This is a genomic window from Bacillus sp. IT-79MI2, assembly GCF_949768135.1.
GTDB lineage: Bacteria > Bacillota > Bacilli > Bacillales > Bacillaceae_G > Bacillus_A > Bacillus_A pseudomycoides.
The window spans coordinates 1-21,824 of record NZ_CATKPV010000128.1; the positions used below are offsets into that span (position 1 = coordinate 1).

General features: G+C 35.2%; 18 protein-coding genes and 1 pseudogene. 6 read left to right on the plus strand and 13 right to left on the minus strand.

Annotated elements, in window-relative coordinates:
- Positions 1 to 26 precede the first annotated feature (26 nt).
- Complete coding sequence (locus tag ACM6HU_RS26455) at positions 27 to 1,319, minus strand: NCS2 family permease (RefSeq protein WP_016113143.1); 1,293 nt, start codon at positions 1,317 to 1,319, stop codon at positions 27 to 29.
- Positions 1,320 to 1,592: 273 nt separating this feature from the next.
- On the opposite strand from ACM6HU_RS26455, the gene ACM6HU_RS26460 reads away from it, so the two are divergent.
- Together ACM6HU_RS26460 and ACM6HU_RS26465 are read left to right on the plus strand one after the other, a co-directional pair.
- On the plus strand, positions 1,593 to 2,984 hold the full coding sequence (locus ACM6HU_RS26460; protein ID WP_016113142.1) for an amino acid permease: 1,392 nt from the start codon (positions 1,593 to 1,595) through the stop codon (positions 2,982 to 2,984).
- A 183-nt stretch (positions 2,985 to 3,167) separates the two neighbouring features.
- The gene (locus tag ACM6HU_RS26465) at positions 3,168 to 4,721 is read left to right on the plus strand and encodes a DNA-binding protein (RefSeq protein ID WP_088094309.1); all 1,554 of its coding nucleotides are present in this window, start codon (positions 3,168 to 3,170) and stop codon (positions 4,719 to 4,721) included.
- 34 nt (positions 4,722 to 4,755) lie between these two features.
- On the opposite strand, the gene ACM6HU_RS26470 is transcribed toward ACM6HU_RS26465, so the two are convergent.
- The gene (locus ACM6HU_RS26470) at positions 4,756 to 6,495 is read right to left on the minus strand and encodes a DUF2339 domain-containing protein (protein ID WP_016132542.1); all 1,740 of its coding nucleotides are present in this window, start codon (positions 6,493 to 6,495) and stop codon (positions 4,756 to 4,758) included.
- Positions 6,496 to 6,697: 202 nt separating this feature from the next.
- Between ACM6HU_RS26470 and ACM6HU_RS26475 the strand changes: the two genes are divergently transcribed.
- Positions 6,698 to 7,246, plus strand: a complete 549-nt coding sequence (locus tag ACM6HU_RS26475; RefSeq protein WP_016113139.1) for a DUF3916 domain-containing protein — start codon at positions 6,698 to 6,700, stop codon at positions 7,244 to 7,246.
- A gap of 41 nt (positions 7,247 to 7,287) precedes the next feature.
- Here ACM6HU_RS26475 and brnQ1 read toward each other — a convergent pair whose 3' ends face one another.
- A complete protein-coding gene (gene brnQ1, locus ACM6HU_RS26480; protein ID WP_077295003.1) occupies positions 7,288 to 8,589 on the minus strand; it encodes a branched-chain amino acid transport system II carrier protein BrnQ1 in 1,302 nt (433 codons plus the stop codon).
- A gap of 553 nt (positions 8,590 to 9,142) precedes the next feature.
- On the opposite strand from brnQ1, the gene ACM6HU_RS26485 reads away from it, so the two are divergent.
- On the plus strand, positions 9,143 to 10,528 hold the full coding sequence (locus ACM6HU_RS26485) for a peptide MFS transporter (RefSeq protein WP_016113137.1): 1,386 nt from the start codon (positions 9,143 to 9,145) through the stop codon (positions 10,526 to 10,528).
- A gap of 22 nt (positions 10,529 to 10,550) precedes the next feature.
- On the opposite strand, the gene ACM6HU_RS26490 is transcribed toward ACM6HU_RS26485, so the two are convergent.
- The 5 genes from ACM6HU_RS26490 to ACM6HU_RS26510 all read right to left on the minus strand — a co-directional run bounded on the left by ACM6HU_RS26490 (position 10,551) and on the right by ACM6HU_RS26510 (position 14,894).
- Positions 10,551 to 11,186 (minus strand): class A sortase, encoded by a 636-nt coding sequence (locus tag ACM6HU_RS26490; protein ID WP_016113136.1) that lies wholly within the window; start codon positions 11,184 to 11,186, stop codon positions 10,551 to 10,553.
- Between the two features lie 95 nt (positions 11,187 to 11,281).
- Complete coding sequence (locus ACM6HU_RS26495; RefSeq protein WP_016113135.1) at positions 11,282 to 12,718, minus strand: hypothetical protein; 1,437 nt, start codon at positions 12,716 to 12,718, stop codon at positions 11,282 to 11,284.
- A 134-nt stretch (positions 12,719 to 12,852) separates the two neighbouring features.
- On the minus strand, positions 12,853 to 13,326 hold the full coding sequence (locus ACM6HU_RS26500; RefSeq protein WP_016113134.1) for a hypothetical protein: 474 nt from the start codon (positions 13,324 to 13,326) through the stop codon (positions 12,853 to 12,855).
- Positions 13,319 to 13,546, minus strand: coding sequence for a helix-turn-helix transcriptional regulator (locus ACM6HU_RS26505; protein WP_077294953.1), 228 nt, complete (start codon positions 13,544 to 13,546; stop codon positions 13,319 to 13,321). The genes ACM6HU_RS26500 and ACM6HU_RS26505 overlap by 8 nt, the downstream gene beginning before the upstream one ends.
- 103 nt (positions 13,547 to 13,649) lie before the next feature.
- Entirely contained in the window at positions 13,650 to 14,894 is a 1,245-nt protein-coding gene (locus ACM6HU_RS26510) for a 3D domain-containing protein (protein ID WP_098116750.1), read from the minus strand.
- Positions 14,895 to 15,854: 960 nt separating this feature from the next.
- Between ACM6HU_RS26510 and ACM6HU_RS26515 the strand changes: the two genes are divergently transcribed.
- Together ACM6HU_RS26515 and ACM6HU_RS26520 are read left to right on the plus strand one after the other, a co-directional pair.
- Positions 15,855 to 16,157 carry a hypothetical protein gene (locus ACM6HU_RS26515; protein ID WP_016113131.1) on the plus strand — a complete coding sequence of 101 codons (303 nt, stop codon included), beginning with the start codon at positions 15,855 to 15,857 and terminating at the stop codon, positions 16,155 to 16,157.
- A 25-nt stretch (positions 16,158 to 16,182) separates the two neighbouring features.
- Positions 16,183 to 16,485: pseudogene (locus ACM6HU_RS26520) on the plus strand (hypothetical protein); the annotation flags it as partial.
- A gap of 4 nt (positions 16,486 to 16,489) precedes the next feature.
- Here the strand turns inward: ACM6HU_RS26520 and ACM6HU_RS26525 are convergent.
- The 5 genes from ACM6HU_RS26525 to bdhA all read right to left on the minus strand — a co-directional run bounded on the left by ACM6HU_RS26525 (position 16,490) and on the right by bdhA (position 21,774).
- Positions 16,490 to 17,803 carry a D-arabinono-1,4-lactone oxidase gene (locus ACM6HU_RS26525; protein WP_016131187.1) on the minus strand — a complete coding sequence of 438 codons (1,314 nt, stop codon included), beginning with the start codon at positions 17,801 to 17,803 and terminating at the stop codon, positions 16,490 to 16,492.
- Positions 17,791 to 18,963: an amino acid deaminase/aldolase gene (locus ACM6HU_RS26530; RefSeq protein WP_016113128.1), complete on the minus strand. Its 1,173-nt coding sequence runs from the start codon at positions 18,961 to 18,963 to the stop codon at positions 17,791 to 17,793. Before ACM6HU_RS26530 ends, ACM6HU_RS26525 begins: the two co-directional genes overlap by 13 nt.
- Positions 18,964 to 19,153: 190 nt before the next feature.
- Complete coding sequence (gene cerA, locus ACM6HU_RS26535; protein WP_016131186.1) at positions 19,154 to 20,005, minus strand: phospholipase CerA; 852 nt, start codon at positions 20,003 to 20,005, stop codon at positions 19,154 to 19,156.
- A gap of 252 nt (positions 20,006 to 20,257) precedes the next feature.
- Entirely contained in the window at positions 20,258 to 20,572 is a 315-nt protein-coding gene (locus ACM6HU_RS26540; RefSeq protein WP_016113126.1) for a potassium channel family protein, read from the minus strand.
- Between the two features lie 149 nt (positions 20,573 to 20,721).
- Positions 20,722 to 21,774, minus strand: a complete 1,053-nt coding sequence (bdhA, locus tag ACM6HU_RS26545) for a (R,R)-butanediol dehydrogenase (RefSeq protein WP_016113125.1) — start codon at positions 21,772 to 21,774, stop codon at positions 20,722 to 20,724.
- Between the last annotated feature and the right edge of the window lie 50 nt (positions 21,775 to 21,824).

The following is a 21,824-nucleotide window of genomic DNA, read 5'->3' on the forward strand; positions in this document are numbered from 1 at the left end:
TATGAGGAGTACCTTTTTCTATCTCATTATAAAAATAAATGACATCCAAACAAAATCGCAAAGAAATAAAGAAGCGGATGAACTTCCATCCCTTTCCCTTTCACAATCTTTAAGATAGGATAGATTAAAAATCCAAGTGCAATTCCATTCGCAATACTAGATGTTAATGGAATCCCTACGAAAATTAAAAACGCCGGTAATGCATCTTCAATTTCATTCCAGTTAATATCGCGAATACTTTGTGCCATTAGACTTCCTACAATGATTAATGATGGAGCAGTAATTGCTGCTACACTTGATAAAGAGGCAATAACAGGACTGAAAAATGCAGTAACTATCGTTAAGCAGATTACTACAATACCTGTTAATCCTGTTTTACCACCTGCTGCAATTCCCGCTGATGATTCAATCGTTGCTGCTGTCGGACTTGTCCCAAATACTGCTCCCGTTGTACCACCGATTGCATCAGCAATAAATGCTTTACCGAAACGTTTTTCAGTGTTATCTGTACTTAAACCAGCTTGTTTAATTAAACCAAGCAAGGCACCGGTTGTATCAAATAACAGTACAAGTAAAAATGAAAACACAACTCCGTATAATCCATATTCAATCACATCAGATAACGCAGTCATCGGATTTGAAACAATGATCCCCTTTGGTAAGTGAGGGATAGCTGCAATTTTATCCTCAAACTTAAGTTGACCTGTAAAAAAGGCAATGATGCCCGTCACAATCATACTAATAAATAGTGCACCACTCACACGTAATGCCATTAACACTGCTGCTAACACTAAACCAATTAGTGTTAAAATAACAGCTGGTGAATGAAAATCTCCAATTGTAACTAAATTAGATGGATGATCAACGATAATCCCAGATAAACGAAGACCAATGAAAGCAATAAATAACCCAATTCCACCTGCAATAGCCTGTTTTAAACTATCTGGAATTGCTACAATAAGCTTTTGACGAAATGATGTGAAAGATAGTAAAAGAAAAATAATACCTGTTACAAATACTGCTGAAAACGCAATAACATATGTAATGCCTTCTGCTTTTTGTACAACAGAATAAGCAAAGTATGCATTCATCCCCATGGCTGGAGCAATGACGATTGGATAATTTGCAAAAAACGCCATACATAATGTTCCGACAACTGTCGCAATAATGGTTGCCGTAAATGCTTGATCAAAAGGTACACCTGCATCAGATAATATTTTCGGATTGATGACAAGAATGTACGCAAATGTAAAAAACGTTGTGATGCCAGCTAAAATCTCTTGCTTCACAGAAGTGTTATACTTTTGTAATTGAAACATGCTTAAGTACCCTTCCTACACAATGAATTATTATCACACATTCTTATTATTATACGAGAAAATGTAATACTTAATCTTACCAATCAATAAAAAGAAGAGTCAATGTATTCAATAATAGTTTGAATTTTAAGTTTAGGTCTGACAAATATAGATATAGTACAGCATACACCGACAATTTTTGTAGCATAACAGAAAGAAATGTTTTATAATTTAAAATAGTTTCACTTTTATGCAAACGCATTCAAACTTTTTCATCCTATAAGGAGGCTTTTTATGCAGCACACAAACAAATCAGGAAATTTAAACCGCGGTCTAAAACAACGACACATCACGTTGATGTCTCTTGGATCCGCTATTGGCGTAGGACTATTTTTAGGATCTGCTTCCGCTATTAAATTAGCTGGCCCTTCTATTCTGTTAGCCTATATGATTGCTGGACTCGTTATCTTCTTCATTATGCGCGCTCTTGGGGAAATGGCAATTGAACAGCCTGTTGCTGGTTCTTTTAGCAAATATGCACATGATTATTTAGGACCGTTAGCAGGTTATATCACTGGTTGGAACTACTGGTTTTTATGGGTTGTTACTTGTATGGCAGAAATCACTGCCGCTGGTATTTATATGGAGTTTTGGTTCCCAGATATCCCGCGCTGGATTTGGGCATTAATGGCTCTCGTATTAATGAGTGCATTTAACTTTTTATCTGTAAAAGTATTCGGGGAACTTGAATTTTGGTTTGCTTTAATTAAAATTGTCACAATTATCTGTATGATTGTAATTGGGACAGGCATTATTTTATTTGGATTTGGAAATGATGGTATCGCCACTGGTATTTCAAATCTTTGGTCACACGGCGGATGGTTTCCAAATGGTTTTTCTGGGTTACTTCTTTCCTTACAAATGGTTTTATTCGCTTATCTAGGAGTCGAGCTCATCGGTGTCACAGCTGGTGAAGCACAAAATCCAAAGAAAACACTCGCAAAAGCAATTGATAACGTATTTTGGCGTATTTTACTGTTCTACGTTGGAGCCTTATTTGTTATGATGGCAATTTATCCATGGAATGAACTTGGCGATAAAGGAAGTCCATTTGTATTAACATTCCAACAAATTGGTATAGCAAAAGCAGCAGGAATTATTAACTTTGTCGTCTTAACAGCGGCTCTTTCTTCTTGTAACGGTGGTCTATTTAGTACGGGACGTATGTTATTTACATTGGCGCAACAAAAAAAGGCACCTGAAAAGTTCGGCCGTTTGAATAAAAATGGGATTCCAAGTAAAGGAATTTTAGCAACTTCTTTCGTCCTACTAGCTGGTGTTATTTTAAACTATCTTGTTCCTGCAAAAGTATTTACATGGCTTACTAGTATTTCAACGTTCGGCGCAATTTGGACATGGGGGATCATATTAGTTACCCAAATCCGCTTCCGAAAAGGATTACCAGCACAAACTAAGCAAAATTTAACGTATAAAATGCCTTTGTATCCATTAAGTTCTTATTTTTCACTCGGTTTCCTTACATTAGTATTAGGAATCATGGCTTATTCAGAAGATACACGAATCGCATTAATTGTTGGTCCAATTTGGTTAATTGCATTGGTAGTTGTATATTACTTAAAAGGATTTCATAAGATAGATGCTGTAGCAAATTCAAAAATTAGTTAAATAAGAAACCCCCTTCCCGATAGCGAGGAAGGGGGTTTCTTATTTTTCACACAAATATTTATCAACAAAATTCATGTTATTTTTACAAATTTTTTGTATATTTTACATTTTCCATCTTTATTTTCATAAAAAAATCCATTACATTATTAAGGGACATATATTTATTATTAGGGGGATTCTTCTATGAAGAACAAAAAATGGCTTAAACTTTCTTTAGCAACAGCAATTACACTCAGTATCGGAAGCACTTATATTCCACCTGCTTTCGCCGAAAGTTCTACAGATCCAGCACCTGAAATTGCTGCAAAAGTTGTAAATCAAAACAATGGGAAGAAAGTATTATTTGATAATACACATGGGCAAACAGCAGGTACAGCTGATTGGGTCATTGATGGTGGTTTTTCCGATTTTGGAAATGGCATTGCAAAAAATGGATATTTTGTAAAAGAGCTTCGCCAATCTACACCTATTACATATGAAAATTTAAAAGATTATAATGTGTTTATCGTTCCTGAAGCAAATATTCCTTATAAAAAATCTGAACAAGATGCTATGTTACAGTATGTTAAAAATGGTGGTAGTATTTTCTTTATCGCAGATCATTATAATGCAGACCGAAATAAGAATCGCTGGGATTCTTCAGAGGTATTTAATGGATACAGACGTGGTGCATGGGACAACCCTGCAAAAGGTATGCCTAATGAAGAAGCAAACTCACCAGTAATGCAAGGAGTAGAAAGCTCCGATTGGTTATCTCAAAACTTTGGTATTCGCTTTCGCTATAATGCGCTTGGAGATGTTTCTGCCAAAAATATTGTATCACCTGAACAATCCTTTGGTATTACGAAAGGTGTTTCATCAGTAGCTATGCATGCTGGTTCTACACTTGCCATTACAAACCCTAAATTAGCAAAAGGAATCGTGTACCTTCCAGAAAACCCATCAAAATGGAATAACGCTGTTGATAGTGGTGTTTATAATGGTGGCGGTATTGCAGAAGGTCCTTATGCTGCTATTGCTAAGGTTGGCCTTGGAAAAACAGCATTTATCGGCGATTCTTCTCCTGTTGAGGATGCCTCACCAAAATATGTTCGTGAAGATACAGGACAAGCAAAAAAAACATATGATGGGTATAAAGAAGAAAATGACGCTATCTTATTGGATAATATTGTTAATTGGTTATCTAAACAAGAAACCTATACAAGTTTAGATCAAGTAAATGGCTTACAACTTGATAACCCAACACCTTTACAAACATTTGAGCAACCTAATTTATCAACTGAGCCACAACCAGAACCTTGGAGCGCCCCAAATCAAGGATATAAATGGTTCAATACAAATACATTTAAGCCAGGTTCATATGGATACAGCAGTACAGTAACTACACCTGTAAATAATTACGTAGTTACGCATCCTAGTATCCTGCCAAACAATGAAGTATTCCAAGTGAAAATTCAATTAAATAACTTATTACCAAATACAACATATAGTAATTATTCTCTAGGAATTTTTACAACTGGAGGATCACAAGTTGCGAAAATCCAAAATGAAAATGGTACTTGGCCGTCTAACTTTGGATATAGTAATACATTCTCTTTCATAACAAACAGTCTAGGTTTTGCTGAAAAAGTAGTAAATGTACAACTCGCACCAAATACAACTGGACAAGCCACTTTGCGTCTTCGTCAAAATACAACGACAAAATATAATGAAGCTGTCACTATTAATAATAAATAATAAAAAAAGCAATCCTAAATGGATTGCTTTTTTACTACTCATCTTTTTCTTTTGAGAAAAACATTCTAGAAATAACAATTCCTAGTCCACCAATAAGTAAGAATAATACTGCACGAATCATCATTGATACTTCTGGTAAATCTAAGAAGAATAACTTACTCACTGTCACAACTAACACCACTAGCCCCGCATACAGTATTTCATTCATTCTTCTATTACGCCCAAACCAAACTGAAACTAAAGCATATATCATCCATAAAAGAGAGACAGGTACACTAATGATACTTCCGCTTGTTGAAAGAACCTCTCCTATTCTAGTAATTGTAATAAATACAAGTACCATAAAGCCGTACAGTGTAATTGAATACACATGTTTTCCAAACCGTTGTAACATTGGTTTCACTCTCATCATGCCATAATAAAATGTTCCAAGCAAAATGAAGTGAGCTACAAAAGAAGCTGACATAAATGCTTCAAATGGACTAACGAGCGTTTGAAGCATACCAATCGCATAAATGACAACGCTTATATAAAACTTAATTTCTTGTTTCAATTTAACAGAAGTAACAACACCTAAGAATCCTTGTAACATTAAGACAATCGATCCATTTACTAAGCTGAACTCATATAAAATTGCTAAACTAAACGATCCCATTGCAAATCCAAATAAAAGATCGGTAAATAATGATTTTTTATTTTTCGTATATTCAGCTACAAACATTACAGCGTGCACAATTGTACTAATCAATAGTCCCCATGTTGTAAAGTCTGGAATTTTTACAATTGTCATAATAAAGAAGATTGCATTGGCACTAAATATCCCACTTCTAGGCTGATAAATAAATTTTCTATCATTAAACATATGCCAAAAAAGTGTAATATGAATGAATCCATAAACAACTGTTAATTGTACATTTAAATTTCCTAGTAACGCTGTCATAATCACAAAGAAGACAAATGTTACAAGTACAGAAACACAATAAGACACCATATATAAATATTGATAACGGTTCTTATACGCATACCATAATAAACTAATCGTTAATATTGCTTCATATCCAAAGAAAATGTAAGAATTAGGTGCTGTACTATTTAATAAGAACGGTACAAAAAAGGCACCCACAGATACAAATATAGCGAGATACTCTGATTGATATCGCTTAGCAAGATAAATGCCAAGTATAATCCAAATAATATTAAGTATAAATGCAATGCTTGCTGGAAAGAAATGATACAAATAATGTGCAGCAAATGTCGTTAAAACTATCCCTGTAATACTCCCCCCAGCTAATACTAACCCTAATGCTTGACGTTCCTGTTTTATTTGCATATCACCTACATAGTACAAACCAACTGATAATACTACGCCAAATATAATACGAATTGCTGGAGTAAGTAATCCCGCATCTACTCCCGCTTTAAATAGCCAAATTACCCCAAGTAGCATAATTGCAACGAAAATACGTGGTAGCCATGTTTGACAAAATTTTATAATGTCAAATGGTTCAGGCTTAAACGCAGATATATCTACTTGTTTTACTTCTGATTCCTCCACACTTTCTTGACTAACGACTATTTCTTCTTGCCGTACATTTGGCGCGGGGATGCTGACTTCTGGTTTCTTTTCAATAAGCTCCTGTTTGTTCAGCTCTCTTTCTTGCTGAACTTTTCCTTCTATTTCCCTTTGCTGTACCTTTAATTCATAGAGCGCCTCTTGTATTGTATCAATTGCTGTTTCTAGAGCTTCTATTTTTTTGTTTAAATCCTCTTTCATTCTCTCCCCCCTCTAATCTTGCTGCTAAAACAGGAATATACCTATAATTGGTGAAATTACCAATTACCTATATCATACTATTAGTTTATTCATTTTTTAAGAGAATTTTCCTTAATTCCCTCCAGTTTCTGCTTTTATAGTAATATAACAGTATTCCACCTTTTATTTTTTAACTACAAAATATTGTTTATGAGGTGTTGCTTTGAAACAATCGATTGGGGACAATGGCTCAAAAAAGAAAACCCGTGGTCTACGGCGTGCATGCCGGAATTTCTTGCAATATACGACTATGCATACAAGCTCTTTACCAAATGCTAACAAACATTCTGCTTTAGATTGCTGGTCTATTCCTCTTCCCTTCAATCCTTCTTATATGCATTCAAAACGTAAATCAAACGCGATTAAACAATTTTATTTACAGACAGCAATCAATCGAGTAGAGCATTTAATCCGTATAAAAACTACAACTGAAAAAGAGTATCGTATTTATTTTGTTGTCTCTTTCCCTAATTTACACGCTTCTAATATCTTAATTGTATGTAGTAAACAAGGCATAGCACGATTTTTTGAAGGCTTTCTAGGTAGATACATGGACGGACCACAGTGGATTCCATTACCACAAGAACGCGATATTGAAAGAGAATGCGGCTTACATATACCTAACGAATTACAAGTAAAAGGATATACAGAAATTTTTACTGATTCTGATTACAATGACAAAGAAATCTGGTTTATAGGTGAATTAGATTAAACAAAAAAGGCGTTTTCCAGTATAGAAAACACCTTTTTCTTCTAATCCTTTTTATTCATACAAGCACTTACAATCATTCCTAAACAGCCACCTACAATCGCTGGAATAATCCATCCTACTCCTTCTGTATATAAAGGAATGTGTTCTAATATAGATGTCCATTTTGAAAGTAGCACGTTACGATTTAAAATATCTATTCCACTAAACACCGCTACTAGTCCAATAGTCACTGGATATATATACGTATACTTACCGATATACTTATGACATATTCCTAAAATAATAAGTGTTAAAGCAATCGGATAAATAAACCCAAGAATAGGGACTGATACTTTTAAAATTTGTGTTAATCCTAAATTAGCAAGAATCATACTAACGACACTTAAGACAAAAGCCCACACTTTATAAGAGACACTTGGAAATACTTCTGTAAAAAACTGACTACAAGATGTAACAAGTCCAATCGATACACACAAACAAGCAACTGTAAAAATAATTCCTAATAATATCATACCGCTTTGTCCAAATAATGTAGTCATCACATGAGCTAATACTTGTGCACCATTATCAAATTTTCCAAGTGAGCCACTTATTGATCCGACATATCCGAGAATAACGTAAATAAGAGATAATAATAGACCAGCACCGATACCTGCCATACTCATATACTTTGCTAAGCCTTTTTCATCTTGTACTCCTTTTTCACGCAAAGCATTTGCTACAACAATTCCAAAGATTAATGCTGCTAAAGCATCCATCGTTAAATACCCATCTAAAAAACCTTGAAACACCGCAGATTTCCCATAGTTCCCTACAGGTACTTGAACATCTCCCACTGGTGTAATCATACTCTTTATAAAAATAAGGGAAATCATACATAATAATAAAGGTGTTAACAACTTTCCAAACAGCCCTATTAATTTCGATGGCGATAAACTTAACCAATATACAATACTAAAAAAGATGATTGTATAGACGAGTAGGAATATACCACTAGCCTCTGGAAGAAACTGGCCTGGTCCCATTTCAAAAGCTAAACTTCCTGCACGTGGTATACCAAGCCCAGGACCGATAAACAAATAAATTAAACAAGGAAAAATAATTGCAAAAGAGGAATGTACACGATTTGCTAGTCCTTGGAAACTTCCGGCCTTAGCAATTGCCATTACACCTAATATCGGAAGTCCAGTTGCTGATATGATAAATCCAAACAACGAAATCCACACATTGTCCCCTGCTTCATATCCAAGGAAAGGTGGGAAAATAAGATTTCCAGCTCCGAAAAACATGGAAAATAACATCAGACTCATAAGTAAAATTTCTTTTTTCTGTAATGATTTCATTTCTTTCTCCTTTTTTACTTTCAAATAAGGTGGAATCCTTTTCACCCTATATACATTTTGTTTGTTCAACATATAAATTGCGGCTACGCCTAACAAAAGATGATTCGCACTCATCCTCTCTCTTTGTCTTCACTTAGCATGAGACAGAAAAAGGATCTGACTGCTTCTATCCATGAACAAATGCTCTCTCCCATTTAAAAAGAGAGGTATATAACTCGATTTTGATTTTCCAACATATCAGTTGCGGCTTTGAAAACAAAAGCAGACCTCCACTCGTTTTCTCCTTTTGAGCCCCTAACCGCTTCTATACATAGTCGGATGCTCTCTTCCATCTAAAAAGAAAGGTTTTACATTGTTTTTCAATTTTCACTTATACGCTAAAACAAATATAGTCCATAGTCTACCACAAAAGAAATCCCCATTCTATATCCGCTCTGTTTTCCAATTTCTTCTGAAAAATCGACCTTTATTGACATCTAATAGTTAATAAAGTAAACTATTAAACATACAAAACTATTAACCTTGTTTTCGTTTGTGTCAGGAGGAAACTTAAATGGAATCAGCGATACAACTTGAGAAAAAACAACAAAAAAACAAGAAACATCCTCCAGGTTTATACTTACTCTTCTTCACAGAAATGTGGGAACGATTTAGTTACTATGGATTACGAGGATTATTAACACTATATTTAACAACAGCTTTAGTAAGTGGTGGTCTTGGATTTAGTCCCGGGTGGGCACTTTCTATCTATGGTTTTTACACTGGAGCATGTTACTTTACTCCAATGATTGGTGGATACTTAACTGACCGGTTTCTTGGAAGACGCTTAGCTATCACGATAGGTGGCGTGACAATGGCAATCGGTAACCTTACGCTATTTGCCCTGCAAAACCAAATCGGCCTATACCTTGGACTCGCGCTTATTATTATTGGTAATGGTTTCTTCAAACCAAATATTTCTACACTTGTTGGACAACTGTATGAAGAAAATGACCCAAAACGTGATAGTGCATTTACCATTTTCTATATGGGTATTAACGTCGGTTCATTTTTAGCTCCACTCGTTTGCGGGTTTTTATCAGAAAATTTATTCAAAACAACAGTAGATGGCGTTGTTCATTACGGCTTCCGTTACGGATTCTTAGCTGCTTCAATCGGTATGATTATTGGACAAATTTTATTTACAACATTGTCTAATCGCTACCTTGGTGATATCGGTAAAAGACCAACAAGAGATTTACAAGCAGCATCAGGGAAACAAACAGCTGGTAATACACCACTCACTAAAAAAGAAAAACAACATACAGCAGTTATTGTTATTCTAACTTGCTTCGTCGTCTTCTTTTGGGCTGGTTTTGAACAGGCTGGTAGCTCGTTAACGTTATATACAAACACGTTTGTTGATCGTTCTGTATTTGGATGGGAAATCCCAACATCTTGGTTCCAATCAGTCAATCCACTATTTATCATTTTGCTTGCTCCTGCTATTTCAGCACTATGGGCTAAGCTTGCTACAACAAAACGTGGAGATTTAAAAATCCCAACAAAAATGGGACTCGGTATGATTTTACTTGGAATCGGTTATATCGTTCTTGTTATCGCTACATTAAAAACAGGTAGTGATGAACACAACATTACAGAGCAAGCAAACCTATTATTTATTGTTTTTACTTATCTTTTCCATACATTAGGTGAATTGTTCTTATCACCTGTTGGATTATCAATGGTCAGTTCCCTTGCACCAGTAAAACTTGCCTCATTACTAATGGGCGTTTGGTTAGCTAGTTCAGGGATCGCTAACATTTTAGGTGGCCAACTCGCTAGTTTTACAACTTCACTTGGATATTCAGAAGTATTCACAGTTATAGGAGCAGTCGCTATTGTTTTAGGATGTGTTTTATTACTGCTTTCTAAAAAACTGGTAAAATGGATGGACTAAAAAAAGCTGAGGGAGCAATTCCTCAGCTTTTTATTTTCTTCGTTTTTACAAATTCCCCAGTAACAACAAAACGCTTGGAGTTATCTGATACAGATACACATGTAATAAGTGTAACTTCCGTTTTCCCGTGATCTTCTACTACTTCCCATTTATCAGGCGTTACTTCTGATACACCAGTAACAGCATACTCATATTCATTTTCATTATCATATAAATAAATTTTATCGTTCTTTTTTAATCTTGATACATCGCTGAATAGAACGCCTTTTTTTGACATGTTATGTCCTGCTAATGCATAGTTCCCTTTTCCCATCTCTTGCTTCTCTCTTACAGTCGTCGCACCTGATAATAAGTTTTTCTCAGTTGAACTATTTAAAACTGGAAGTTCTAATGAAATACTTGGAATAGACATACGTCCTATTACTTGTTTTTTATCCAACGATGCATTCGCAACTTCCGCTAAATTTGGTTGCTCAATTTTAGAAGCATCTACAAATTTTGTTTCATGTTTTTGGTATTCCATTTTCTGAACAGCCTGTGCATTTGCTGTTTGCTTATTCCCTGCCTTATATTCATCATAAAATGGTTTTCCAATTAACACACCACCTACAACAAATAAAAGAATTGCTAGTATACTATATATTCTTCGCTTATTCATACATAATCCCTTTCCTTTACAAAATCTTACTTCTATATAAGATGATAAAGTAAGATGACTATATGTACAAGTATGAGACGAAAAGGAAAAGAAATTTATTTACTTATACGATAAAAACTTAACACTCCATCTACTTCATCCGCACTCACAAACAAATCTCGACCGTTTACTTTATGAATTCCTTCCGGTGCTGCCCCAGCTGATGGAGCAAGTCCAATATAAACCGGAAACATTGGAATTGTCATATCGAAAAATAATACAGCATTCGCCCTTTCAGCAGCCACTGCTAAAATAGGATTTCCTTTTATCATACCAGTCGCTACATTTTCCACTTCACTTCCGCGATTCTCACTTCTGCTATCAGGATATAAACCCGCAGCCGCTACTTTTTCATCAATAAGATTCATACTATCATACACAAGAGATCCAGCCTGACTCCATACAGAAATGTTTCTCCCTCCTGATTTCACGCCATCTTTAAATTCATTTTTACCAAGATCCCCTTCATTAGCAGTAATGAGAAATCGCCCAGACGGATCCCATGTCACACCATCTGGTTCTAATCGTGCAGTTATCTCATCTTGAAAAGATACGGTACCATCCTTTTTTAAATCCGCCTTGTGTGTTGTCGTGCCCAGACCAAATATATTTTCAATTCGTTTTTCTGCGATATTTACAATTGCTACCGCATTATTTTCTTGCAATGTAACAGCCGCTTTATCTCCTTTTGGGCTAATCGCTACATACTCCGGCTGTGGGTCATGTTTATATATTGCTCCATTACTAATGTTACTCATATAGATTGGAAGCTCAATATGTTCCCCGCGCATGACATCACCGTCAGGAAATGTAATCATAGAAATACTTCCTGGTCGTTTTGTTTTTTTCATATTCACTTCATTTTCATCATTTGGATCGTTTTCCTCATCTTCATTACAAATAATAAGTGTTCTTCCATCTGCTGTTAACGCTACTGAATCTGGTCCTACACCTACTTCATACGTTTTTACAACTCTCTGCGCTGCTAAATCCACTACCGCCACTTGTCCCTTATTTGCATAATATAAGTTATCTCCAGTTCGAAAAGCAGCCAATGCGTACTTTCCGTCTGGTGTAACCGTTACACTCGTTACTTCTGCTTCTGAATGAATTTCTTTAAAACTCACATTTCCTAATACTTTTATATTCTCTAAATCTGCAATTGATAGAATCTGAATTTGTCCTAAATCTGCTTCCGTAACAACAAGTGTATTCCCATCAGGTGTTGATGCTGTAATTTCAGCCTTCCCATTTGGCATTTGAAATGAGGCGATTCGATTAACTTTTGTATCCTTATGTTTTTTACCAATAAAGTCCGTCACCATCTGTTCCACTTTCCCGCGATACGCTGGGTTAGATATACTTCCCTTTGGTAACGTCTCTATTTTATTCACAACCTGTTGTTCGTCCTTGTCTATTGTTTCTGCCCTCACATCATTTCCTGTCCATAATACGCTTACAATGATCCCACCGTATAAGAACGCCTTTTTCATTTCCCCACTCCCTTTATTCAATAAGCCCAATTTCTATCATAAAAAACGTTTGTAAATCTTCACTTCGATATACGTTAATTTTTTGTAAAAAATAGGATGTTTATTACAAAAAAAGACGTGCACGTGGCACGTCTTCAAGCAAATTTATTTCGATAAAGTGAAATATGGAATACAGTCATTTGTATAAAGAAGATTAAAAACACAACATATAATGGGTACGCAGGAATATACGGGGTTACAATCGGATATATAACAAGCAATGCAGCTGCAGTCGGCATAACATACCAAAGCGCCATAAAAGTCGTACGACATGCTTTTGCTGTAATGATTTCTTCCCGCTCATCATCTTGTGGAAATAAAAGAGGAAACATCCAAAAAGATAATTTCTTATATTTCTTCTTTTGAACTTTATAAAAAATAGTTGATACAACAGCTACAATCAATAACAATAAAAACGGTGTGATGCTCATCGATATTTCAAATGGCACTTTCTCTGTTTGAATGATATTTGCAAATTCCACCTCAAAATAATAGAGTTCAATAAATGCCCAGCTAGCTAATCCGATAAATAACACATTCACCACATAAGACGAAATGATTCTATTCACCTTTTTCTCCCTCCTTATTTAAAACAAACACATCCTCCATCTTCAAACCAAATACATCACAAATCGTTAGCGCTAATAACAATGATGGAACGTAATCACCCTTTTCAATCGCTGCAATCGTTTGCCTTGTTACGCCAACTTTTTCAGCTAATACGCTCTGCGTAAAGTTAAAACGGGCTCTTAGCTCCTTCACTCTATTGTAAATGGTCAATTTTACCACCTCTTACCATTATTGTATGCTAAACTTTACAAAATGTAAACTCAACTTAACATTTATTTCGTAAAAAAATCCAACTTTACCAGATGTAAAGTTGGATTTGATTTTAATTTAAAATTGTAACTTTAACCGTTCTGCGTCCCCAAGCGCTAGAAGAAGCTTTATCTGGCATTAATACATCAATTCTATGACCTTTAATATCTCCGCCAGTATCCCCGGCAATTGCTTCACCGTATCCTTCAACATATACGCGAGATCCCAATGGAATAACCGCATCATCTACAGCAATTAATTTCATTCCTGGGTTTGCAGTTAAGTTATGACCCAATTTAGATTTTACAGTTTCACCTGGTTTATTTCCATTTTCAGACGGATCAGCTGTATAAGCAGTTGCCAATACATAAATTTCACGACCACCTTTAGCCGGCTTTGGATCTGGCTGAGGAGTAGGTGTTGTTTTTCCACTTTCAGCTTGCTTAGGCACTGGTGCTGCTTGCTTAGCCGCGTCTGCTATTGCTTTTGCTTCTGCTTCTTTCGCAGCTTTTGCTTCTGCTTCTGCTTTTGCTTGAGCTTCCGCTGCTAATCTTGCAGCTTCTTGCTCACGAGCAATTGTTTCTTGTACTTCTTTCATACTTGATTCAATTTTTGCTTTTTCTTGTTCAGCTAAATTAATTTGACTTGCAATTTGATTATATTTTGCTTGCACAGCTTGTAAGTTTTCTTGACGCTTTTTCAAGTTTTCTTGTAAATCCGCTTGTGCTTTTGCTAATTTTTGTTTGTCTACTTCTAAAGACGCTTCCTTTTCGTCAATTGCTTTTTTGTCTTCTTCAATTTGACGAAGATCTTGTTCTTGCAGACGTAAAATCTCTTTATCTGCATCTAAGATTGTAGATACTGCATTCATACGTTGTAAGAAATCAGCAAAATTCTTTGATTCTACTACAACTTCTACTACTAAACTCGTATTTGAGCTATTTTGAACAGAAACCATACGTTTTTTCATAATATCTTTACGAGCAAGTACTTTATCCTCTAAAACGATAATCTCTTGCTTTTTCTGTTCAATTTGTTTATGCGTTTCATCGATTTTACTTTGAATAGCAGCTTGGTCCTCTTTGTTTTTTGTAATTGTATTATTTAAATTATGTAGTTCATTTTCAATACCTTGTATTTCTTTATTAACAGCTTGCTTCTCTTGTTCTTTTTGCTGAATATCATTGTTATTCTGCTGCAATTGCTGTTGCATGTTGTCCAGTTTCTCGTCGTTTGACTCAGCTTTTACAGCGACTGTACTAGAAAGACCAATAATTCCTGCTAATACTAGACTACTGATTCGCTTAAAATAGTTCATAATCCGACTCCCTTCTCATACAGTTATACATGATTTATTTTACAGTTTGTTTACAAACTCATTAAATACACTTTATTTTTCATGACAAAAAAATGAAAACAAACCATAAAATGTAATGCACACTTAACTTTTAACAACTTACTTTCATACAAATCTTACAAAATGTAAATTCGTATATTAGAAACAAAAGATTACACGACATTAAAAATATTGTCAAATCTTGTAGGAACCCTACTGATACAAAATCAGTCTGTTGACAACATATGACAACCCTCTACAAATTATATAAATCCAAATTGAAAAACCATCATAAAACCTTTCTTTTTGGGCGGAAGAGAGCATCAAGCCATGCATAGAAGCGGTCAAATTCTTCCCTTGCCCCATACCAATCTAAAAAAGAAAAAAAATAAATGCAGGTCACTTTTTATTCTTCGTAACAGCGACTTATATATTGAAAAATCGAAATAGATTCATATGGTTTAACTCTCATTTTTTCCTTACATTTGATGGCGAAAGGAAATTTAAAATATTTCTCTTTTTATTGTGTCATCGTGGGGATACTCACCATTATTTTCCTATAAGAACGAAAGAGCTGTACTAAAAAATAGGACAGCTTTTCTTATAAAGTGAAACTTTAATCAGCCCTCACCAATCGGGCTTTTACAGGCAATTGATCCCCCACCTAACTTCTTTACTTTCGCTGAATTTTGAGGTGGGGGTCTTACTGTCCGCGAATAGCGGGATAAAAAATTTGTCGTCTTCCTTTTATTTACTTCTAATTTTCAGAATAGCATAACATTAAATGTATATCATGTTTTATAAAATGAATTTCGAACGGGATGAATCGATATTACAAACATGCCCTAACCTTGTAAGAATAACAGGAGGGATTGCACATGTTATGACTAAAACAGGATATTCACTCTAATTTCTTATTACTAATACAAAAGGGGTGCAATCATGTTTATTGTTACAAAACTTATTCATATTAAATTTGGCTATGAAGAAAAAGTAATTCGTTCCTTGCAACAATACTATCCAAACCCTGGTACATACGGGTTTATTAATCTAGAATTTTCTCGTACGAAGCGTACTGAACATGAAAATGAGTATATGATTCGTATATTATGGAAAACGCAACAAGATTATCACGAGTGGATTTCTCAAAAAAAGGAGACCACCACTTTAACATGGAAGCAACAATTCCAAAGCTATATTCTCTCATCAAAATCCAATGCTACGCATGTTAAATATCCCCACTAAGAAGAGCTTTCTGCCAATTTGCAGTAAGGTTCTTCTTCGTATTCATATAAAAGGTGAAAATGAACGAATTACAATTAAAGAATTATTGATTCGTTACGGTCTTTTCTATTTTATTTTAGGAGGAATGAACTATATTCTCTCTAGTAGTTCCATTTTAAATCGTGCCGATACTTTAATTCTACTTGTTACATTATTATTCCTATTCGTAATTAACGGTCTCTTTGTTATCCACGTTCTACTGCACGTATTTAGTCGTGATAAATTACTATTTTACGAGCGAATGAGTCATACACGAAATGCAATTACACTCCAAAAAGCTGACAAATAATTTGTCAGCTTTTTTCATAAACAGAAAACATTTTTGCTACATATGGATTTAAAAACACTCCCATTGGATCTACCTTTTCTCTAACTTCCAAGAAAGAGTTTAACTTTGGATAAACACATTGTAATTGTTCATATCGCATTGTATGCATTTTCCCCCAATGTGGACGCCCTTCGTATTTTTGAAAAATATGTTCTATCGCTGTAAAGTAAGCAGCGTATTTCATTCCTTTATACATATGCACAGCGATATACGCTGAATCTCTTCTATAAGCAGGACTTATCCATATATCATCTCCCCTTACATAACGACATTCAATTGGAAAATGAACTTGGAATTTCTTCTTTTCAATGAGGTTGTAAATTTCCCCTACTACATCTTTCATATACTGCGCTGGGACACTATACTCCATTTCATAAAAACGAACATTACGAGATGTAGCAAATATTTGATAACTTGGACCAATTGTTTTTGCATTCGGTACTGCCTTTGCTGACAGTCTACTAACTCCTTTACTTATAGAAGGGAGTAACTTGCATCCTTTAGACAATAATGAAAAAGCTATATTTTCAAGTAGTTCTGTCTTGAACTTATGCCACTTTAAATCTATCCCTTTAACTGTTGTTTCATTTGTAATTTTCACTTGGACATCATCTGAATACGGAAACACAAAAAATTCAAAATGACGATGTTGCTTATATTTCTCTAGTTTGTTTATTACAGTAGAAAACGATTCCTTTCTGCTTTCATAAATAAGTGAATAAGCTGGAATGACTTTTAATTTAACTTTTACAATAATTCCTAGCATGCCAAGAGATAACTGAAATGCCTTCCAAAATTCAGGATTCTCTTTCTCAGAACAAACAATAATTTCTCCAGATGCCAACACAGCTGTAACTTCTACTACTTGTGTTGCCAAACTACCAAATTGAATACCTGTTCCATGCGTCCCTGTACTAATTGCTCCTGCAATAGATTGTGAATCAATATCTCCTAAATTTTCCTGTGCGTATCCTATGTCTTCCAGCAGTTTTCCTAAGTTATACAACTTTGTTCCGCCCCATACTTCTACTATGAATGATTGTGAATCGACGTCTACTATCCCTTGTAGCTTATCTAAAGAAATTAGAATTTCCTCTGTTTGCACAAGAGGTGTAAAGGAATGTCCTGATCCAACAACACGAATTCTCTTTCCCTGTTCCTTTGCAAACTTCACTACTTCTATTACATCTTGTATACTTTTTGGATACATCGTATATTGTGGATTTCCTTCTACATTCCCTGTCCAATTTCTCCATTTCTGCCCTTTTACAGAAAGCATTGACCATCCCCCCGGTATGTTGAATACTTCCCTATCACTTTGTTACCTACAATACGATGTAACGATGAGAAACGCTCACATAGTTCTCCGGCTTTACTATGCCGAAATAACATGGCATCCCCAACCGTTAGATGTTCTGAACCATCATAATAAACGGGCGTTTGTACTTCTCCAGCTCCTTCTAAAGCTAACAACTTTGCCCCACTTGGCTCCCAAATCTCAGGCTGTTTGTCTTTCCCAACTGCTCCTGAAGCAATATATCCGCCACCGAGGCAAGTATATATATGTTGGCTTGGTTGTCTAACAATCGGCAACGCAAAGCCAACAGCTGGTTCAAATCTAATATCTTTATAGTAATCAAAGAGCTTGGGAGAGTAAAAAGCAGAACCTATTGTAATCTCTGTAACGGATTCATCTTGCATTGTCGTTTTTATACTTCCTGTGCCTCCTCCATTTACAAAACGAAGTGTAATTCCTCGTTCTTGCAACACGCGAACAATGTCTTGTCTACGTTTCATCACTTCAAATACAGATTTTCTCTTTAAATAAGCAACTATTTTATTTTTAAAACCTTGCTTTGGTACAGCGTCCCCAACTCCTGCAATCTGTGCCTCATATCCCATTACACCGTCTATTTGTAAAACGGAAGATTGAATTGCTTTTTCAATAACGTTTAAAGCCTCAGAAGTAGTACGTATAGGAGAACGTCTAACACCAAAATGAAACTGAAAAAAATGACTACTCATATCGATATCAATACAAATTCGAAAGCGTCCACCTGTTTCTATTGCAATTTTCTCTAAATAAGCAATATGTTCTATGCAATCTACCATACAAGTGATTATAAGTCCTTGTTTTGTAAGCAAACTAATTTCTTGAAGTGCTTGTTCATCATGTATAGGGTATCCAAGCAACAAATCATTAAATCCTTGTTTTATTAAGAATATTACTTCTCGTGGTGAAAAACACATAATGCCTTGAAAACAACTATTAGCGGCTAAAATTTTCTTCATCACTGGAACAGATCGTAACGATTTACTAGCAATACGAACTTTCTTTCCTCCGCACAATTGCACAATTGACTCTATATTTCTTTCTAACGCTTCTTCATCAAGAAATGCGCATGGTAAGGGAACCTTTTGAAATATGTTACGCTCCACATTGTTCTCTCCCCTTCTATATATATGTCTTATACATATTGGAACAAAACTATCATTTTCCTGTGTCTAAACAAAAAAAGTTTCTTCTTTACGAAGAAACTTTTTAACTATTTCAATAGAAGTGATTGCCTGTACTGGATCATGAATCATTATACGTATATGTTTTTTAACTAAGAAGTAACCAAGCGTTCTAGCGATTTACATACGTATCAAACCAAAGCTGAATATATCCCGCTGTGACACGCTGCGCTTCTACTAAACGTTTTCCTGTTGCTGGTGTAACTTCTGCACGCCATTTATCTGCATATTCTTGTGAAACTGCCGCTCTTACGAACCAATCTTTTGTAGTGCCATTTACAATACCAGCATAATCTTGCTTAGCAGCTACAGCCGCTCCATGAATCCAGTCTTCAGGATTTATTCCTTTCCAATTCCAATATCCATTTCCATCAGTCACTTTATAATTATTTTTTAGTGTATCTACAAAATTTTCATATTTGGAGTGGAAACCTTGTGGATAAGAAAGATTTGTAAAGTTTGCTGCATGCATCGGTTGATTTACATCTCCTAAGTAATGAAGCGATAATCCTAAATAGAAGAATGCTTGTTTCATATCTTGCTTTTGATAAGCTTCACCAGCAAGTTTAAAGTATTTAGCTCCGGTTTCTTTTGCCTGCTTAGCAAAAGGAATATACGTCTTCCCTGTATCGGGATTATAGAAATGAGAAGCAAATGTACTATTATCATAGTAAGGGTTTTCATAATCAGCAGCATAAATACCATTCTCTAACTCTGTACGCCATTCATTTAATAATGCAACTTGATCTTGTTTTACAACCGTTGTATTACGAGACATAATATCAATTGCACGATTGACAATCCATAAATGGGAGTTTACACCTTCTGCATGTTTATCTTCAGCAGACCAATATTGAATTGCTCTTACCTTATCTCCGCCCTCATTTTCATGGGCAAATGCTACACTTTGCAATGGTGCTACTAATGTAATAGCTGCTGCTAATGCTAATACTTTCTTTTTCATATGAAAACCTCCGTTTATATTTAATTTACTTGGAATATGTAATTCAAATCCTATGGTTAACCTACGATTAGAATATCCCACCTTTCTACTAATTTCTATTGAGAAAATAAATGATGCGAATATTCACATCATTATAATTCTATGGATAATATGTTTCATTTGCATTATAGTAAACGAATATTAATTTCCTGCAAAGAAACAGCTAAAATATTGTAAAAAATAGAAGCAACCAGGTGCATATCCTGATTGCTTCTATTTTTTCTTTCGCCCTGATAATATACTTGATAATTGAACATTTACTGCTAGTTTATGAATAAACCCAAACACTAAACCAATTCCAATGAAAATATAAAATATAGTAAAGATTTTCCCGAAATCTGTTTGCGGGCTAAAATCTCCATAGCCAACTGTCGTTAATGTAACAACGCTAAAATATAATGCATCAATTGTACGTAATCCTTCTACCGTACTGTAAAAAATAGTCCCTGATAGTAACGTTATAATCGTTAATACAAATAACACTTGAAATTCTTTATCTTTCCACGCTCTTGAGCAGGCTTTTAGCATTCGTTTCAAAGTTAGTAAAAATGAAACCTTATAACTCTCCCTTCCTACTTAAACAATTTAGTCAAAGGAAAGTCTATCACCTTTCTATCCACAAAAAAAGTAGCCTTCTTCTATTTCTAGAAAAAGACTACTTTCTTCTATATTATATATTATTTAGGTGAAACAAGAATTTTCACTTGTTTTTTATCTTTTACAAGCGCTTCAAATCCTTCTTCTACAACTTGATCCACTGTAATTTTTTTCGTAATTAATTTCTCTGCTTGAATTTGACCAGAGCTAATTAATTTAATAACAGATGGGAAGATGTGACGGTATCCAAGAATACCAACAAGTTCTTTTTCTTTTAATACTAAGTTGTTCGGAGTAATTGTCGCGTCTTTTTCCCATACGCTGACAATTACTGTTTGTCCTTCAAATCTTGTGCTTTCAATTGCTTGACGAAGTACAACTTCAACTCCTGTTACTTCGAAGCTAACATTTACACCTAAACCATTTGTTAAGTTACGGATTTCAGCTAGCACATCTTGTGTTGCTGGATTTAATACGTAATCAGCTCCTGCCAATTTTGCTAACTCTTGACGTTCTTTAGAAAGTTCAACTGCGATAACAGGTGTTGCACCTGCGGCTTTAGCAGCTTGGATAACAAGAAGTCCGATCGGTCCACATCCAAATACAGCTACAGCTTCGCCTTCTTTTAATTTACTTTGACGCACTGCATGAACTGCAACTGCTGCTGGTTCTACAAGTGCACCTTGTTCATAAGTCATTTCATCTGGGATATGGTGAACCATATCTGCTGGTACTACAGTATATTCAGAGAAGCCACCGCCATCTCCACCAAGACCGTGGAAAACAAGTTGTTCACAAACGTTATAATGACCATGTTTACAAGCTTCACATTTACCACAAGAATAAATAGGTTCTACAACAACGCGGTCCCCTATTTTATGATTCGTAACGCCTTCACCGATTTCAACAACTTCACCACTAAACTCATGACCTAAAATAACAGGTGCTTTCACATGTGTTAGTGGATGTTCTTCTGTTGGAATAAAAATAGGTCCTGCTAAATATTCATGTAAATCTGTTCCACAAATACCACACCATTTAACTTTGATCTTCACTGCTCCTGGTCGTACAGTTGGTTCTGGAACTTCTTCTACTCTTACATCACGTTGATTATGCCAAAGTAATGCTTTCATTTTATGCATCCCTCTCTTGTATATATACTTAACCTGGTGAAGTTTACCAA

What these genes read in the sequence shown, in the direction of transcription:
- ACM6HU_RS26455 (WP_016113143.1), bottom strand. Translation starts at nt 1,319, where the DNA reads ATGTTTCAATTACAAAAGTATAACACTTCTGTGAAGCAAGAGATTTTA.
- ACM6HU_RS26460 (WP_016113142.1), top strand. Translation starts at nt 1,593, where the DNA reads ATGCAGCACACAAACAAATCAGGAAATTTAAACCGCGGTCTAAAACAA.
- ACM6HU_RS26465 (WP_088094309.1), top strand. Translation starts at nt 3,168, where the DNA reads ATGAAGAACAAAAAATGGCTTAAACTTTCTTTAGCAACAGCAATTACA.
- ACM6HU_RS26470 (WP_016132542.1), bottom strand. Translation starts at nt 6,495, where the DNA reads ATGAAAGAGGATTTAAACAAAAAAATAGAAGCTCTAGAAACAGCAATT.
- brnQ1 (WP_077295003.1), bottom strand. Translation starts at nt 8,589, where the DNA reads ATGAAATCATTACAGAAAAAAGAAATTTTACTTATGAGTCTGATGTTA.
- ACM6HU_RS26485 (WP_016113137.1), top strand. Translation starts at nt 9,143, where the DNA reads ATGGAATCAGCGATACAACTTGAGAAAAAACAACAAAAAAACAAGAAA.
- ACM6HU_RS26490 (WP_016113136.1), bottom strand. Translation starts at nt 11,186, where the DNA reads ATGAATAAGCGAAGAATATATAGTATACTAGCAATTCTTTTATTTGTT.
- ACM6HU_RS26495 (WP_016113135.1), bottom strand. Translation starts at nt 12,718, where the DNA reads ATGAAAAAGGCGTTCTTATACGGTGGGATCATTGTAAGCGTATTATGG.
- ACM6HU_RS26510 (WP_098116750.1), bottom strand. Translation starts at nt 14,894, where the DNA reads ATGAACTATTTTAAGCGAATCAGTAGTCTAGTATTAGCAGGAATTATT.
- ACM6HU_RS26515 (WP_016113131.1), top strand. Translation starts at nt 15,855, where the DNA reads ATGTTTATTGTTACAAAACTTATTCATATTAAATTTGGCTATGAAGAA.
- ACM6HU_RS26525 (WP_016131187.1), bottom strand. Translation starts at nt 17,803, where the DNA reads ATGCTTTCTGTAAAAGGGCAGAAATGGAGAAATTGGACAGGGAATGTA.
- cerA (WP_016131186.1), bottom strand. Translation starts at nt 20,005, where the DNA reads ATGAAAAAGAAAGTATTAGCATTAGCAGCAGCTATTACATTAGTAGCA.
- ACM6HU_RS26540 (WP_016113126.1), bottom strand. Translation starts at nt 20,572, where the DNA reads ATGCTAAAAGCCTGCTCAAGAGCGTGGAAAGATAAAGAATTTCAAGTG.
- bdhA (WP_016113125.1), bottom strand. Translation starts at nt 21,774, where the DNA reads ATGAAAGCATTACTTTGGCATAATCAACGTGATGTAAGAGTAGAAGAA.